The sequence below is a fragment of the Pseudobutyrivibrio ruminis CF1b genome, from assembly GCF_000424005.1.
Taxonomy (GTDB): domain Bacteria; phylum Bacillota; class Clostridia; order Lachnospirales; family Lachnospiraceae; genus Pseudobutyrivibrio; species Pseudobutyrivibrio ruminis_C.
The window spans coordinates 210,266-226,810 of sequence record NZ_AUJB01000008.1 but is presented as its reverse complement, the minus strand read 5'-3'; the positions used below and the strand labels follow the sequence as shown (position 1 = coordinate 226,810).

13 protein-coding genes are annotated in these 16,545 nt (G+C 39.6%); 2 read left to right on the top strand and 11 right to left on the bottom strand.

Annotated features, from left to right (window positions below):
* Positions 1-384: 384 nt before the first annotated feature.
* The 4 genes from G592_RS0103325 to G592_RS0103310 form a co-directional block, all read right to left on the bottom strand.
* Positions 385-1,905, bottom strand: coding sequence for an alpha-N-arabinofuranosidase (locus tag G592_RS0103325; protein WP_028246554.1), 1,521 nt, complete (start codon positions 1,903-1,905; stop codon positions 385-387).
* A gap of 49 nt (positions 1,906-1,954) precedes the next feature.
* Positions 1,955-2,824: a carbohydrate ABC transporter permease gene (locus G592_RS0103320; RefSeq protein WP_242830141.1), complete on the bottom strand. Its 870-nt coding sequence runs from the start codon at positions 2,822-2,824 to the stop codon at positions 1,955-1,957.
* Position 2,825: 1 nt separating this feature from the next.
* Positions 2,826-3,722, bottom strand: a complete 897-nt coding sequence (locus G592_RS0103315) for a carbohydrate ABC transporter permease (RefSeq protein ID WP_028246552.1) — start codon at positions 3,720-3,722, stop codon at positions 2,826-2,828.
* Positions 3,723-3,818: 96 nt separating this feature from the next.
* Entirely contained in the window at positions 3,819-5,249 is a 1,431-nt protein-coding gene (locus G592_RS0103310; RefSeq protein WP_028246551.1) for an ABC transporter substrate-binding protein, read from the bottom strand.
* 396 nt (positions 5,250-5,645) lie between these two features.
* Between G592_RS0103310 and G592_RS0103305 the strand changes: the two genes are divergently transcribed.
* Positions 5,646-6,566: an ArsR/SmtB family transcription factor gene (locus G592_RS0103305; protein WP_028246550.1), complete on the top strand. Its 921-nt coding sequence runs from the start codon at positions 5,646-5,648 to the stop codon at positions 6,564-6,566.
* Between the two features lie 113 nt (positions 6,567-6,679).
* Here G592_RS0103305 and G592_RS0103300 read toward each other — a convergent pair whose 3' ends face one another.
* From G592_RS0103300 to G592_RS0103280, 5 genes are all read right to left on the bottom strand, one after another.
* On the bottom strand, positions 6,680-7,624 hold the full coding sequence (locus G592_RS0103300; RefSeq protein WP_028246549.1) for a family 43 glycosylhydrolase: 945 nt from the start codon (positions 7,622-7,624) through the stop codon (positions 6,680-6,682).
* 21 nt (positions 7,625-7,645) lie between these two features.
* A complete protein-coding gene (locus tag G592_RS0103295) occupies positions 7,646-9,181 on the bottom strand; it encodes a glycoside hydrolase family 43 protein (RefSeq protein WP_028246548.1) in 1,536 nt (511 codons plus the stop codon).
* A 165-nt stretch (positions 9,182-9,346) separates the two neighbouring features.
* The gene (locus tag G592_RS0103290; RefSeq protein ID WP_028246547.1) at positions 9,347-9,595 is read right to left on the bottom strand and encodes a DUF6171 family protein; all 249 of its coding nucleotides are present in this window, start codon (positions 9,593-9,595) and stop codon (positions 9,347-9,349) included.
* Between the two features lie 75 nt (positions 9,596-9,670).
* On the bottom strand, positions 9,671-11,560 hold the full coding sequence (locus tag G592_RS0103285) for a hypothetical protein (RefSeq protein WP_028246546.1): 1,890 nt from the start codon (positions 11,558-11,560) through the stop codon (positions 9,671-9,673).
* 184 nt (positions 11,561-11,744) lie between these two features.
* Positions 11,745-13,085: a butyryl-CoA:acetate CoA-transferase gene (locus tag G592_RS0103280; protein ID WP_028246545.1), complete on the bottom strand. Its 1,341-nt coding sequence runs from the start codon at positions 13,083-13,085 to the stop codon at positions 11,745-11,747.
* 151 nt (positions 13,086-13,236) lie between these two features.
* Here G592_RS0103280 and G592_RS0103275 point away from each other — a divergent pair, with 151 nt between their 5' ends.
* Entirely contained in the window at positions 13,237-13,692 is a 456-nt protein-coding gene (locus G592_RS0103275) for an acyl-CoA thioesterase (RefSeq protein WP_028246544.1), read from the top strand.
* A 187-nt stretch (positions 13,693-13,879) separates the two neighbouring features.
* Here the strand turns inward: G592_RS0103275 and G592_RS0103270 are convergent, their stop codons facing one another.
* Together G592_RS0103270 and G592_RS16905 are read right to left on the bottom strand one after the other, a co-directional pair.
* Positions 13,880-14,119, bottom strand: a complete 240-nt coding sequence (locus G592_RS0103270) for a hypothetical protein (RefSeq protein ID WP_028246543.1) — start codon at positions 14,117-14,119, stop codon at positions 13,880-13,882.
* A gap of 33 nt (positions 14,120-14,152) precedes the next feature.
* Entirely contained in the window at positions 14,153-16,492 is a 2,340-nt protein-coding gene (locus G592_RS16905; RefSeq protein WP_051194736.1) for a hybrid sensor histidine kinase/response regulator, read from the bottom strand.
* Between the last annotated feature and the right edge of the window lie 53 nt (positions 16,493-16,545).

Here is a 16,545-nt window from a genome sequence, read left to right as displayed (position 1 = left end):
GTATTCTTTTTTTATAATCACAAAAGTTATTGGCCCCCCGCATTTTCTATATGAATTGCGATAAACTCTGTTCATTCTATCATCTGAATATGGGACTCCCAGCAGATATAATTGTAATACTTCCTAATCTATCTGCCTGATAAAGAGCTTTTAACAGATATATTTAAAATACCATTTATTTTATCTGCCGATTACAGATGATTCAGCAGATAAGTATAAAATAACTTTGTTTTTATCTGCCAGATATTGATGATTTAGCAGATATATTTACAATCTCACTTATATTATCTGCCTGATAAGGTTGTGGGCTCTTCCACAATCCCCAAAAAGAAAAGACAGCCCCTAAGGACTGCCTTTCCAATTTAAGAATGAAAAAAAGTTTAGTTACTTCTTGATTCTGATGCTAACAACAGAGCAAGCAGGAAGCTTAACTGTGATTCCAAGAGGAGTTCTGCTGTAATCCTTGAACTCTTCTTCCTTAACAACCTCAGGATTCTCAAATGTATTGTGAGCATTCATCTTTCCAGATACGAATACTGCCTCACATACATTGTAAGAATTTCCATCCTTTGTAAGCTGGATATCTACTTCCTCTCCAGACTCAAGTGAATTGTTTGTAAGAGTAATTGTGATAACACCATCAGCATCTTCTGATACTGATTCGAATACTTTTGGAAGTTCATTCTTCTCTGATCCAACTGTGCTGTTTCCAACAAGGCTTGAATCAAGAAGTGTCGCTCCCTGGTGATGACGATACATTTTGAAGACGTAATATGTAGGGGTTTTAATCATCTTTTCGCCATCTGTAAGCATTACAGACTGAAGTACGTTAATCATCTGCGCAATACATGCAAGTTTAACTCTGTCTGAATGCTTGTTGAAGATATTAAGGTTCATACCAGCTACTAAGGCATCACGCATTGTATTCTGCTGATATAAGAAACCTGGATTTGTACCTGGCTCAACATCTGTCCAGATACCCCACTCATCAATCATCATGCCAATCTTCTTATCAGGGTCGTACTGATCCATGATTGCACCATGCTTATTGATAAGCTCTTCCATAAAGTAAGATCTCTTAAGAGTCTGGTAGAATACCTCCTCAGTGAAATCTGTTGCACTTCCCTTGAAGTTCCAGTCATCCTCTGTCTCTGGGAGGGTATAATAATGAAGAGAAAGACCATCCATAAATCCATGGAAGTGCTCTGGTGTATGATCAAAACAGGTATCGAGAACCTCTTTTGTCCAGTGATAATCATCTACATTGGCACCGCAGCAAATCTTTGCGATTGGCTGATTGCCGTTGTAATTTCTAACATATGTCTGATAACGTCTGTATTCATCAGCATAGAACTGTGGGCGCATATTTCCGCCGCATCCCCAGTTCTCATTACCAACGCCAAGGTAATCAACTACCCATGGCTCTTCATGACCATTTTCCTTACGAAGATCTGCCATTGGAGATACTCCGTTAAATGTCATATACTCAACCCACTCACTCATCTCACGAACTGTGCCTGAGCCAACATTCGCATTTACGTATGTCTTACATCCAAGCTGACGACAAAGCTCGAAGAACTCGTGTGTACCGAAGCTGTTATCTTCTACTACACCGCCCCAGTGGGTGTTAATCATCTTCTTACGCTTTTCCTTTGGACCGATTCCATCCATCCAGTGATACTCATCTGCGAAGCATCCACCTGGCCAACGAAGTACAGGAACCTTCATCTCTTTAAGAGCCTCAACTACATCTGTACGCATTCCATTTACATTTGGAATGTCTGAGTTCTCTCCTACATAAAGTCCCTCGTAGATACATCTGCCCAGATGCTCTGAGAAATGGCCGTAGATTTCTGGAGCGATTGTGCTTTTCTTATTTTCGTTATTGATTACTAATTTTGCCATTAAATTCTTCTCCTTCAATTAGGGTTAATAAACAATCTCCGATTGTTTATTAACCTTTTACCGCACCGGCAGTCATTCCGTCAATAATGTATCTGTTAAAGATTAAGAAAATTACCAAAATAGGTAAAATTCCGAACATCGAACCGGCAATAAGAACATCATAGTTATTTCCGTATGGTGTAAGGAGTGTGTTCAGTCCAATTGGAAGTGTAAACTTCTCTGCGCCTTTAAGTACAAGCAGTGGCCAAAGGATGGCATTCCAGCTGCCCATTGCACATAAAATACCCATGGATGCAAAAGCTGGTTTGGCAAGTGGAAGGATTATTCTTACCGAAATGCCATATTCACTGCAGCCATCAATGCGCGCTGCATCCAATAAATCCTTTGGCAAACCCGACAGGTACTGCTTGAAGAAGAAAATTGTTGAAGCGCTGCACACGCCTATTATGATTACACCTGTGTAGGTGTCAATCAACTTAAGTGCAATGATTTCCTTATATAATGGAAGCATAAGGATCTCAAATGGTACCATCATTGTTGCAAGTACGATTGTAAAAAGTAAATTCTTAAATTTGAAATCGTACATTGTAAGTCCATATGCAACAAAGTAGCAAATAATAAGTGTAAGAGCCACTGATAGTACTGTGATAACGAGTGAGTTTTTGTACCACATAAAGTACTTCTGGCTGTCTGCATTACCACTAAATAAATAGGTATAATTATTTAAATTCATTGTAGAGAAATCTAAATCTATAGATAAACCTCTACGAATGAGCTGTGTGCCTGGTCGAAATGATGCCAATAATCCTGCAAATACCGGAAATACGATAATCAAGCTAAGAATCAGAAAGAAGCCTGTTCCTAGAATTGTTCCTATTCTTCTTTGAGGAGTGGCTGCCATAGTTTTCTGCTTTGCCATACTACTGCTCCTCCTTCTTAAATGTTCCATTAAAAATTAACTGTGCGAAGTTGATGATGAGAGCTACAACTAGAAGCACTACACCAACAGCGCAGGCATAACCCATATCATTCTTTTCAATACCACGTTTATACAGGTATCCTACGATAGTAAGACCGATATTGTTTGGTGATGAATTTCCTGCCCATAACATGTATGACTCGAGGAACATTGCAAGACCTGCATATACAGATATTGTAAGTACGTATACTGTTGTTGGCTTTAAAAGAGGCAGTGTTACAAATCTAAACTTCTGCCAGCTTGACGCTCCATCTATATCTGCAGCCTCATAGAGAGCTGTATCAATAGATTTAAGTCCTGAAAGGAAGTAAAGCATATTTACTCCTGTCCATCTCCAGCAAGCTACGATTAAAAGAGCAAGCATTCCTGACCAGCCCATCTTTAACCATTTATATGTTCCAAGGCCAAGAGCCGCTGTTACCATATTCATCTGACCTGTTGTGTACTCTGTAAACATGAGACGGAATAATGTACCAGAAATAACTACTGATGTTAAAGCTGGCATATAAAGAACGGCTTTCCATACACCCTTTGCCTTTACTAAATTGCTATCCATCAAAACAGCAAAAAGCATTGGGAATGGAATAAGAAGTACTAATGTGAAGAACATGTATTTTACACTGTTAAAAACTGCAATATGAAATACATTATCCTTTAAAAGCTTTGCGTAATTTGCAAAACCAACCCAATCAGATTTTATCGCTCCTATATCCTGAAAGCTCATAGTAAAAGCTGTGATAAGAGGATAAACCCAAAAGAAAAAGAAACTGAGGACAAAAGGCACAACAAAAACATATGGTGCAACCTTTTGAGAATAGAATAACTTCTTAAACTTCATAAAGCCTTTTGCTCCTTCTACCTTTTTAAAAGAGGATGCCTGCCCTCTGGCAGGCATCCTTGCTGTATTTATATCCATAGAAATCTTCCTTTTTTATTATTGCTCCATGTCCACTGCATTCTGAGCTTCCTCAAGTGCATCATCAACAGAGTAATCTGGATCCTCAAGAACCTGATTAAGTGTTGTTGTGCAGAAGTACTCATTGATTGTTGGGCTGATAGATACAACAGAAATCTTTCCGATGTTTTCCATTCCAATATCGCTAAGTACATCATATGGATAATTTATAAAGAACTGATTGTACTGGTTGTTGTCATCATGTGCGAATGCATCATCATTCCATAAAGCTGAATTACATACATCAAATCCAAGTGTATCCCAAATGTGCTGCTCGCCTTCTTCAGACATCTTTGCCCAGCAAGTAAACTCAGCTGCAAGATCCTTATTTTCAGACTGCTGTGTTACTACTGTACCTGTACCACCGATACCTACAGAGCACTTCTGTCCAGCCTTGAATACAGGACACTTAGCAATGTACCAGTTGCCCTTCTCATCAGGCATATAGTTTGTGAAACGTGACATGTACCACATTGCCTTAGGGAATGAAACGATGTTGTGATCCATAATATTCTGGAAACCAGCCTCAAGGTCAACGTGTCCATCAGGAGAAACCTCTGCAAGACCACTCTTTAACCATCCCTGCTGCATCTCAAGCATTGTCTTTACTGAATCAATATTTACGTTTGCTGGATTATCAAATCCACCTGTCCAGTCATCTCCGTTTTCAGCCATAGCAATCCAGAGCCAATCAACTCCGCCTGTATCAACTGATGTCCAGTATTTTCCATCTTCATTAACTGATCCAAGATATTCTTCGCCGAGCTTTGAATAATCATCCCAAGTCTTAACAGCGTCAATCTTTGCAATAACTTCTTCCTGGCTAATTCCCATTGCCTCTGACATAGCAGCTACGTTGTAGTACATTACTGTTGCACCTACGTGATAAGGAGCACCATAGTAATTTCCATCCTCGCCCTGGTATGTCTCCATACGAGATGTAACCATTGTATCAAGATAATCCTTTGCGTAGTCATTAAGTGGAACTAACCACTGATCAAGACCTTCAACTACGTTAGGGAACTGACCTACTTCTACGTCACAGATGTCTGGAGCACCTGTTCCTGCTTCAAGAGCTGTAAGAAGCTTTGTGTGCATATCGCCATATGGATATGTTGTACATGTAATTTCGATTGTGTTATCTGGATGCTGCTTGTTCCACTCCTCAGCCATTACACCGTAATGCTGTCCGTGAAGCTCAACGAATGTCCACATCTCAAGATGAGTACCATTTGGATCACCAAATGTGTTTGTTACTACCTCAGCTTCTGCTGATTCTTCTGCAGTCTCCTCTGTTGCTTCTGCAGCGTCTGGATCAACTCCTCCTTCTGAAGCTGCTCCCCCACAGCCAACAAGCATGCTAGCTGCCATTGATGTGCAAAGTAATGCACTAACCAATTTCTTCTTCATTCTTCTCCTCCTTGTAAAAAAAGAAATGTTTTGCGTTTGGTTTTGCAGTTTATTACTTCAATAGGCTGAGGCTTGTTAGCCACATGAATCGGAAACTGCACAACTCATTAACGATTATGGTATTATAATAAAGCTGGATGTTCTCAACGTCAATATTTATTTTAGGAAAAACTAAACTATTTTGGATATTCTTTTAATATACACAAATACTTCACATTGTTTTTAGTAAATTTCACTAATTGACATCAAATTAATTGACTTTAGCACGTCAAAGTGCTTCTACTTTTAATTCTAATTGAAATATTTAATCCTTTCTACACACCCATATTGACAGCGTTATTAGCAAATTTTATAATTATATGAAGTAATTTATTATTAACAAAAAGGAGCAGTACGATGATTCATATCACTTCACTAGACGAAGGACTAGAATTATTTAAAGCATTAGGCTCAGACGTGCGAATCCAGATACTTAATATCTTATTAGAGAATGACCACATGAGTATGAACCAGCTTGCAACACAGCTAAACCTCAGTAATGGTGCACTCACTGGCCATATCAAGAAATTAGAAGAATGCGGACTTATATCCACATCCAATGAATCAGCTAGTCACGGAAATTCCAAAATATGTTCTGTTATTCAAGATAAAATAGTTGTAGAAATCGAAAAGCCTGTCGACCTTTCAAATGTATTCACTACAGACATAAAGGTTGGACAGTTTTCAAAATATGATATCTGCCCTACCTGTGGTCTTGCTAACAGCACCTCTGTTATTGGTGAAATCGACGATGCACGATACTTTAGTCATCCGGACAGATTCAATGCAGATATTATGTGGTTTACAAAGGGATTTGTGGAGTACTCTTTCCCTAATCTTGTACCTAGCAACAACCGCATCACTCAGATTTCCATCTCTTTTGAGATTTCCTCTGAGGCACCAGGGGTTGATAACAACTGGCCTTCCGATATCAGCTTCTATCTTAACGGAACCAAGCTTGGTATGTGGACCAGCCCTGGAGATTTTGGTGGAGATATCTTAGGAATGTTTACACCAGACTGGTGGCCACAGAACTGGAATCAGTACGGATTGCTTAAGCTGCTTGTTATAAACAAGCACGGCACATTTATTGATGGTCTTCAGATTTCAGATCTCACTATCGCTGATTTAAACATCAAACAGGGCCAGCCTTTAGATTTCAGAATTGCTGTAGATGATGATGCAGAGCACATCGGAGGTGTAACACTCTTCGGAAAGACTTTCGGAAATTACAGTCAGGACATCAGAGTGTCATTAAATTATATGCCTATAGAATAATTAAAAATAGCCAGCCTGTTACGCTGACAAGCCATAGTATTTCTCCGCTCGACAACACGTCTCGCTTGAGAAATCTATGAGCTTGTCAACTACAGACTGGCTTCTTTATTGTCCTAAAACTTAAATACTGGCTTACCATCCACAAACGTAAAACGCATTAGCATCGCATGCCTGTTAGGATTATACAGTGGATCTCCCACTATCTCTGTTTCAGTTCTGGCATGATAAACAAGAATATCATTGCCTTCCTCATCCACAGTAAATGAATTATGGCCTGGACCATATACCACATGTTCAGGTGATGATGCCAATACAGGATATCTCTCCTTCTTCCACGAAAGTGGATCAAGCAAATCACTGTCTGCATCAGCAGTCAGCATTCCCATGCAATAATTTACACCTGTATCGCTGGCTGAATATGTCATAAACACTTTGCCATCTCTAATAATTACAGATGGTCCTTCATTTACCCAGTATCCATGACGCTCCCAATCATAATCAGGAGTAGTGAGAAGCACCTGGTCAGTCTCCAAAGTATATCCATTTTTCATACGGGCGATATAAAGATTTGAAATCTGTTTTCCAACACCAACTTTCTCAGCCCAAATATAATACCAGACACCCTTATTCTCAAATACAGTAGCATCCAAAGAAAAGGCTTCAAAAGAGAATTCGTCTGTCTCAGCTCTGGTAATCTTTCCCTTTTCAACCCAAGGATCTTTCATAGGATCTGGTCCCTGGCATTCCAATACGTATGGACGAATTTTCCATATATCCTCCATTTCACCTCCGGCGAAATAGATATACCATTTCCCAAAAAGGAAGTGGATTTCTGGAGCCCAAATATGCTTGGACATCGGACCTGACTCATGTCTATGCCAAACCTCAAGTTCTGACTCATCCTTAAGCCCTTCAAGAGTGTCGCTACAGCGCAAAACTATCCTGTCATACTCTGGCACTGAAGCAGTAAAATAATACTTTCCATCTGTGTGTCTGTATACATATGGATCTGCACGATGCAATATCCACGGTTTATTGTATTCAAAATTCTTATCCATAATTACTTATAATCTCCCTTATTATTTATCATACATTACGCCCCAAACCGACTGATTGTTCCCAACAGCCGAGAATGTCATTACATCTGTGCCAGCTTCATCTTTCATCTGGCAAAAAACACCACTGTAGTCCTGACCATCAATAGTAATAGTCATATAGTAAGTGCCATCCTTCATTTCCCATTTACCACTTACTTCCTTGCCATCACAGCTTCCATCCTTGTTAAGATAAACAATTATCGGATTTGCGATATCACTTGAGATATCCATTCCCTGATTAATCATAAAGTAACGGCCAACAACATCTTTTTTGTCATATCCTGCTTCAGAAACAGTCTCACCCTGAGTCTGATATGGAAGTTCGCATGGCCATCCCTCTTCATTCATCAGCATCTGATGCACTCTTGGAGAATGCCCCTCACCGCCGTCATTAAAGCGGGTGTGATAAACGATATACTCTTTTCCATCCGAATCTACAAAGGCTGAGTTATGACCTGTTGCCATGTATGCCTTGTCTATACTTGGAAGCTTATAATTTCCTGAAAGCTTAAGTCCAAAATTCTGATGAAGAGCACTCTTTTCAGGATATGTGTCATTCATATCCACATAGTCTCCATCCACTGTCTTAGAACGGAAAACTCGCATCTGGTATCCACCATTGCTTGTAAGTCCGCCATAAGATACAAACAGATAATAGTAATCTGTTTTAGCATCATACATAATATATGGACCTTCAATGGAAATGTGCCCACCACCTAAAAGCTTTTTACCAAAATAAGCATCCACACGTGCTGCTTCATTAGCCTCAGGATGAATCACAAGACCAGTTACCGGATCAAGTTCTAGCAGATAAATACCACCAGACCAAGAACCATAGGTCATCCACATTCTGCCATCCTTGTCATAAAAAACTGTTGGATCGATGGCATTTGGATAATCCTCGAAATTATATGCACCACCTTTTATGTAGTGCTTCTTCGCATAGTCTTCATCCACATAATCAAGAACATCTGTGGCGTCTATATTTTTGTTTGTAAAACCTGAATAGATTAAAGCTCCCTGCCACTCAAATGGTCCCTCTGGAGAATCACTGATTCCAAAGCAGAGGTTTGATGCATTAAATGTACTTGTGGTACAGTAGTACATCACATATTTCCCCATGGTCTCGTTGTAAATCACATCTGGAGCCCACACGTGAGTCTTTCCATCGTCGGTTTTGATAATACTGTCCTTGCTACCAGAATAAGCAAAAGATTTTTCTTTTACATCATAAATCTGTCCGTAAACAGGATTAGTCTTGTTGTAGCCGTCGGCCACCTTTTTCCAGCTTAGCAAATCATCACTTTTTGCTGCTGTCATATGAGAGCCATAAATATAATATGTTCCGTCTACTTCTAGTATAGATGGGTCATGGACAGAAACGCCCGAAGAAACGTCGCCAGTGGCAATGCCATCATAGCTGACCGTATAGTTTTTCACTTCTGAATCTGAGCCTGAGCATGCCACAAGACCACCTGCCATAGAAATAGCCAGAACACATGAAAGAAATCTTTTCATGGTTCCTCCTCCATAATTGTCTTATCGCTAAGCATCAAGCCCCTAAATAATATGCTTAGTTTGGATGAGGTATCTACCTGCATCCATTTAGAATATATCAAAATATCTTTAGATTTTCAATAACTATTTTAATTTTAATTAAAATAAATATCTAAAATAAATGCCCTACCATTTCTTGGTAGGACATTTAGAAATCTTTGCTGCAGCCCTAAGCTCCACATAACACCCACATGACATGCAGGTGCCTTCATTTAATTTCTCACAGCTGGTACATATACCAAGACGTCTTTCATACTCGGCATCGTCCACTGTATCCTCAGCCTTCAAGGCTGCCTTATATTTTTCTATCATTCCCATGTCTGCATCAATCATGTCGCGAAGCAGACATCGGGTACATACTCTTTTTTCAGTCATCTGTTCCACCCCTTTTGATTCTTTCACTACTCTATCATAGTCTGAACCAAAAAAGTAGAACTAATCTATAACTGATTAATTTGTTATGAACTTGTAAACAATGCGTCCAATAGATGCTGGTGTAGTCTCATTTGCAAAGACTCTTGCCTTAATAATATAAGTTGTACCAGACTGAAGTCCTGAGAACAAAAGACTTCCATCACCTGAAAGCCTTGTCCATCCAAAACCTTCAATTTCTTTTCCATCCTGGTCACAGATACGATATTCCTGAGCAAACATCTGAAGACTTCCAAGTGGAATGCTTACATTGATTGAAGTATCTCCGATAGAAACCACTTCATCTGAATCCGGAATCTCCTGTACATTGTAAGGGCGAGAACTTACATTGACAGTGCTTTTCTCACTCTCACTACCATTCTTTGTAATATGAATAGTTTTACCAGTAAAATCGAAATAATTTCCATTTGTATCCACTCCTGTTAATGTAATATGACCTAAGGCGTTTGACTTAACTGAATAAGCAGTTTCGTCACCCTCTATAGTTACCGTATAATCTGTATCCTGCTTGAGTCCCTCAATTAGCTCTGCAATATAATTGAGATTTCCACCGTTAGTTGCTACACCAATGCTTGATGCATCTCCAACTGCAAACTTGAAACTAACATCTCCACCATCTGAGACATTGAACCAGGACATAGTCATTCCTGCGTCAATGCCCTGTGTTTTAGTGGTTATGTTGTCAATGTATTCTCCATCCACAGTGATATTTCCTGTGCCAGAGTTGAAGCTGAAATACTGTCTCTCATCGTACTGACCAAGCCAGAATTCCAACTCTTCTGATGTGATAGGTGTAATCATAAATGCCGGATTACTTCCCACAGCCTGGCTGGATGAACCTGCTCCTACCATGGCAATATTTGCCACTGTATTATCCTGATTCTTGTTAACTTCAAGAGCTGCAAAATCAGAGTGAGCTCTTGATGTTGAATCATTGCCGAGCATAGTATCACATCCAAAGGCAAATGCAGACTGTCCTGCTGCAAGATCAGCATTTAAATATATCTCATAAGGATTTGTTTCATTAAAGCTGCAAATCAAATCATCCAGCTGCGCCGCAGTGTAGTCCACCGCTGGAGCATCCGAGGCTGATGTTACCATTTTCCACCCATCGGAATATGCTGTCTGAATCATGTATGTGTTGCCGCTTTTGCTATATAAACCAACTACATCAAATACTGTACCGGCAGCATTAATGCCATAGGCTACTGTTCCGTTGCTGACATACCATTTCATAAGTGGGTTGGTCCAAATTCTTCCCTGGGAATCCTTCTCACTGGCAGACTCACATTTAAACTGACCTACCACCTGAACAGGCTGACTCTCCTGCCCATTGACTACACATCTATACCATCTTCCATCCTTAGGTGATGTATTCGCAAATGTCTGATCTGTAGCACCTTCTATATCTGACCATTGGGTCTTATCATCGCTGTACTGCCACTGATATGTTGGCTCTGCGACGCCATCATTTAATTTAATAGAAAGAGTCACTCCTTCTTCGGCTTTCTTGGCATATGGATATCCATTATTACCAATATCACCTACTGGCAAAGTCGCTTCTACTGCCTGGCTTTCAGTCTCTTCATCCTTCAAATACATTCCATAGACTGTAAACTCTCTGATAGACGCCTCTAATGCCTCCTCTTCAGACATAACTGCAGGTGCATTTGTGCCAGCTGCAGTTGTTTCATCAATATCTGCCGCAAGAGAATTTGGCAACGCCATGCTTATAATTACTACCATAATAACAAGGGTGCCAAAAGCATGCTTGATTATTTTTCTATATGGAATTAAATATCGAAGATTGCTCTGGCGAACTGCCCGTCGGGCACTCTTTATCAGAGCTTTAATAAAGCATTTAATCAAATCTATCTTATCTATCTTAGACAATTTTTCTTTTGTCATAAAACCCTCTCACTCGTAAAAACCATTACAAAAAACATAGAGATTCTACTTTGAAGTTGTGTTATAACTATATGTAAATTATGAAAAATCTATGTCTGAAATAACGTTTTACACGAGTGTGTATTTTAAGAAACAAAAAAGACCAGATGAGTCTTGCAACCCATCTGGCCTCATTAAAATCCGATTATTTATTTGATATTCTCCAGATATTCATCTTCTCAGCTTCTGCGATAAGCTCGTCTCTGAAATCTGGGTGAGCGATAGAGATGATAGCCTCTGCACGCTCCCAAGCTGAAAGTCCCTTAAGGCAAACCTTACCATACTCTGTAACAAGGTAATGTGTGTTAGCACGAGTATCTGTAACGATAGAACCTTCTGCAAGAGTAGGACGAATACGGCTCTTTACAGTACCATCCTTTGTTGTAAATGTAGATGAAAGACATACAAAGCTCTTTCCACCGTTTGAAAGATAAGCGCCAAGTACGAAATCAAGCTGTCCGCCTGCTCCTGAAATGTGCTTTGTTCCAGCAGACTCAGCATTAATCTGACCGAATAAGTCTACATCAACTGCATTATTAATAGAAATGAAGTTATCAAGTGCAGAAATCTGACGGATGTCATTTGTATAATCAACAGGTGCACTCATAAGCTCTGGATTCTCATCCATATAATCGTACATCTTCTTTGTACCAGCACCGAAAGCATATGTCTGACGGAAGCGATCGATGTTCTTCTTAGCACCAGTAATCTTGCCAGCTTTGGCAATGTCAACGAACGCATCAACATACATCTCTGTATGAACACCGAGATCCTTAAGATCTGACTCAGCAATCATAGCACCAACTGTGTTAGGCATTCCACCGATACCAAGCTGTAAGCAGGCACCGTTTGGAATCTCCTCAACGATAAGCTTTGCAACTGCCTTATCAACGTCTGTAGGAGCTCCGCCGCCACCCATCTCAAGGATAGCTGGATTGCTGCCCTCAACGATAGCATCAACCTTAGAAATGTGAACGCCCTCTTCGAAACCACCAAGACAACGAGGCATGTTCTCGTTAACCTCTACAATGATGTGCTTTGACTTCTCTACTGCAGCCATAAGGTGTGATGCGTTAGGACCGAAGTTGAAATATCCGTGATTGTCCATTGTTGTAGTCTGAATCATAAGTACATCGTTTGGCTCGATGTGCTCTCTATAATATCTAGGAAGCTCAGAGTATCTGATAGGTGCATAGAAAGAGCATCCTCTAGCGATAAGCTTTCTTTCAATACCACCCATGTGCCATGAGTTCCATGTAAAGTGCTCACCAGCATCCTCGCGCTCAAAAATTGCTGGAAGCTTCATTAAGATACCACCGCGAACCTTAATGTCTTTAAGCTCGTCTGTGCGGGCTGCAAGTGCCTTATCTAAAGCATCAGGTGTGCCTGTGCACCAACCGTAATCAACCCAGTCACCGCTCTTTACTACCTTTACAGCCTCTGCTGCTGTAGTAAGTTTCTTCTTATACTCAGCTTGAAAATCCATAATAACCTCCGCTCGTTAAAAAATTATCAATTAATTATATTCTATCACTTATACAATCTCTATTCAACGTCTTTTATTTCACTAATTTTTTTAATCGATTTTTAATTCTAGTGTTATAATATAGATAGGAATTTCATCAGGAGGTAAGACTATGGCAAAACAAGAAATTGAAGTTGCTGGTGCTAAGAGGCAGATTAAGATTACCCCTTTTGAGCATCACACAAAATATCATGAGACAGATCAGCAGGGAATTATCCATACATCTAATTATGCTAACTGGCTGGAAGATGCCCGCATGGATTTAATGGAACAGATGGGCCTTGGTTTCAAGCAGATGCTTGATATGGAGATTAGCTCTCCTATCGTATCTTCATCTATTGAGCACAGAAGCGCCATCAAATTTGATGAGACTGTCATTATAGATACGAAATTAATTTCTTATGACGGACATGAAATGGAAATAGCATACCGTATATACGATAAAGCCACTGGTGAAGACAGAGCTGTTGCAAGAACTGTGCACTGCTTTGTAGGCAAAGCCGGCATCCCTATTTCCATGAAGCGTGCGTATCCGGAATTAGATACAAAATTTTTTGAATTTAAATAAGCCAACCAGTAGGCAACAAGCTCTAATATTTCTAAAGTGAAAAACTTCTAGATTTGCTAAGCAAATCTAGAACATGACTCGCCCATTGCGAAGCAATTTTAAAATGGGCGAGTATCATTAAACTTCAGCTGAACTTAGAAATCATTAGGCTTGTAGCCGTAACTGGTTGGCTTTTGTTATTCTTAGATTATCCTTTAGAACCAATCTCCATTAAAAGTTTGATCAATTCAATATCTGATTCCTGCACGCGAAGATTTGTCTCTACTCGCTCTCCGCTTGGATCTGTAACAGCCATCTCAATAACTGTGCCAGGAGTCATCGCCTTGCCCTGAATAGCATGGAAAAATGGTACAAGCTTTGGATGATTACTGTTAAATGTCTCTGCTGCAGATTTTACTTTAAATAAGTCAGCTGGATTAAATGCCATGATAGTTCACTCCTTCTCATATAACAAATCTAGTTATAGAATATATTTTCTTAGCAGCTTTCGCAACTCTTCTTCCTTAATTGGCTTGGCAATATAATCAGTAAATCCAAGTCTTTCGTATTCTTCCTTTGCACCTACTACCGCATTTGCGGTTTGCATTACAAGCGGTGTATTGCTATTAGGATTATCTTCCATTGAATCTATGAGCTTCTTCAGCTCGAGTCCATCCATGCCTGGCATAAGATGATCGATAAAAATAATGTCATACTTATTTCTCTTAATCTTCTCAAGAGCCTCCGGACCACTGATAGCTGTATCCACAGTAATGTCCGTATTACTTAACAGAACAGAAAAAACTCTAAGGTTAATTGCCACATCATCTACTACAAGAATTCTTCCAAGTACATCGAATATCTCGTGACGATCAGCAACACGACGGTCTCCATTTGGTCCCATGGAGAACATTCCACATGGCTCCACTGAACGAATCTCCTGTGGAATCATTACTGTAAATGAAGACCCCTTTCCAAGCTCTGATTCAACTGAAATTGTACCATCCATCAAATCAACCAGCTGCTTTGTAATTGTAAGTCCAAGTCCAGTGCCTTCAATTCTCTTCTTATTAAATTCACCAACTCTGGTAAATGTATCGAAGAGATAAGGAATATTTTCCTCTGCCACACCAATACCTGTATCTGTTACTGTGACGATAAGCATCAGCTTTCCTTCTGATATCTTACCCTGCACAGAAAGAGTAACACGTCCCTCAGGAGTATACTTAACAGCATTGGTCAAAAGATTTGTTATTATCTGAATGATTCTTTCCTTGTCACCGCGAAGTCTGGAAGGAAGTACATCACTCATATCTACCTCAAATGAAAGTCTGCTGGCTTTCGCTCTTGGTCGTGCCAGAGAATAACATTCTCGGATCATATCCATCAAATCGTAATCTTCAGGAACGATTTCTATCTTTCCAGCACTAACTTTTGCAAGGTCTAAAACCTCATTAACGATTCCAAGCAGGTAATTTCCTGCACTGTTAACATCTCTGGAATATTCCAGTATATTTTCATCCTTGCTCTCTCTCAGAATCATTTTGTTCATTCCGAGAATAGCATTGATAGGTGTCCTCATTTCATGAGACATTCTTGTCATAAATGCTGTGCTGGCATCCTGAGCCTGTACTGCTGCATACATCTCTCGCTCAGTATTTCTAATATCCTTCAACGCGCGGAAATATGCCATGATTGTCAGGAACAAAAGACCAATAATCAAATACAATTGTTCAATATTAGTTGGATGCAGGAATGCGTAATCGCACATCTGCATGATACCCATTATAATGGCGCCACAAATGCCAATAAACTCAAACCAGTAAGATTTAACCCTGCCATGAATAATATCCGGAATTACCGTAATGATATATGTAATCATAGTCAATCCGATAGAAACAAACGCTATTGGCAGGATTCCTATCAAATCTGTATTGTTGAAGAACTGGAGCAATATGGCAATCATAGCACTGAATTCTTCAAGTACAGCAAGTCCCATATATAATGCTCTATATCTGCCTTCCTGCAGACGGTCGAAGTACAACGCCACTGTGTACGGCAACATTATCAAACTAAGATATGTCATGTATGAAAGTAGCGAGAAGTTTGGCACAAAGAACTGCCTGCAATCCGTCTCTGCCAAAGACCATAAGGAAGCACAAATCATTGCCCATCCAATAAAGAATAATGACAATGTCTTTTTATATGCTATCTTTACGCTTACACCAATAATAAATGCGATTACGCCAAGTACCAACAGGAATAATGTAAGCAACAGGGTATATCGCTCACGATTATAGGTGTGCATAACTATACCCACCTGAGTACCTACTATAATCTCATCTAATACTCCAGAATAATTATTGTCACCGGTAAGAACAATCCTGATTGTCTTACCTTCATCTGATGGATGTAATGGAATGAACACCATTGTTCCTGGTGTATTGCTTCCCAATATTCTTGTAGATTTTGTAGAGAAAGAATATCTCAGTTCATCATCAATATAGGCATCTACATCCTGCTTGTTAGAATTGAAGCTGATGTAGCTGTCCTGATTCTGCCACACATGTAGCTTTTTTCTCAGCGTAAACTCGTGGGAACCCTCCGGCTCATAATTTCCTGGCAAGGCTATACTTTCAGTACTGCCATCCCAATGAACCCTTTCCCATCCATCACTATAATTTTCAACTGTTGTATCTGTGTAGGTTCTCTCATCTGAAAGAGTAAATTCCCCTATAAAAACCAGACCGATTACAAAGGTAAATATTCCAAGTCCTACAATTAGAATCAATCCATATAAAAATGTACTAGTTTTTTTCATACTAAAAATCCCCGTAGTTTATACATAATATCACTTTATAGTATAAAATTTTG

Excerpts from the sequence above, each read along its gene's own strand:
- G592_RS0103325 (WP_028246554.1), bottom strand. The coding sequence starts at position 1,905 with ATGGCAAAATTAGTAATCAATAACGAAAATAAGAAAAGCACAATCGCT.
- G592_RS0103320 (WP_242830141.1), bottom strand. The coding sequence starts at position 2,824 with ATGGCAAAGCAGAAAACTATGGCAGCCACTCCTCAAAGAAGAATAGGA.
- G592_RS0103315 (WP_028246552.1), bottom strand. The coding sequence starts at position 3,722 with ATGAAGTTTAAGAAGTTATTCTATTCTCAAAAGGTTGCACCATATGTT.
- G592_RS0103310 (WP_028246551.1), bottom strand. The coding sequence starts at position 5,249 with ATGAAGAAGAAATTGGTTAGTGCATTACTTTGCACATCAATGGCAGCT.
- G592_RS0103305 (WP_028246550.1), top strand. The coding sequence starts at position 5,646 with ATGATTCATATCACTTCACTAGACGAAGGACTAGAATTATTTAAAGCA.
- G592_RS0103300 (WP_028246549.1), bottom strand. The coding sequence starts at position 7,624 with ATGGATAAGAATTTTGAATACAATAAACCGTGGATATTGCATCGTGCA.
- G592_RS0103295 (WP_028246548.1), bottom strand. The coding sequence starts at position 9,181 with ATGAAAAGATTTCTTTCATGTGTTCTGGCTATTTCTATGGCAGGTGGT.
- G592_RS0103290 (WP_028246547.1), bottom strand. The coding sequence starts at position 9,595 with ATGACTGAAAAAAGAGTATGTACCCGATGTCTGCTTCGCGACATGATT.
- G592_RS0103285 (WP_028246546.1), bottom strand. The coding sequence starts at position 11,560 with ATGACAAAAGAAAAATTGTCTAAGATAGATAAGATAGATTTGATTAAA.
- G592_RS0103280 (WP_028246545.1), bottom strand. The coding sequence starts at position 13,085 with ATGGATTTTCAAGCTGAGTATAAGAAGAAACTTACTACAGCAGCAGAG.
- G592_RS0103275 (WP_028246544.1), top strand. The coding sequence starts at position 13,237 with ATGGCAAAACAAGAAATTGAAGTTGCTGGTGCTAAGAGGCAGATTAAG.
- G592_RS0103270 (WP_028246543.1), bottom strand. The coding sequence starts at position 14,119 with ATGGCATTTAATCCAGCTGACTTATTTAAAGTAAAATCTGCAGCAGAG.
- G592_RS16905 (WP_051194736.1), bottom strand. The coding sequence starts at position 16,492 with ATGAAAAAAACTAGTACATTTTTATATGGATTGATTCTAATTGTAGGA.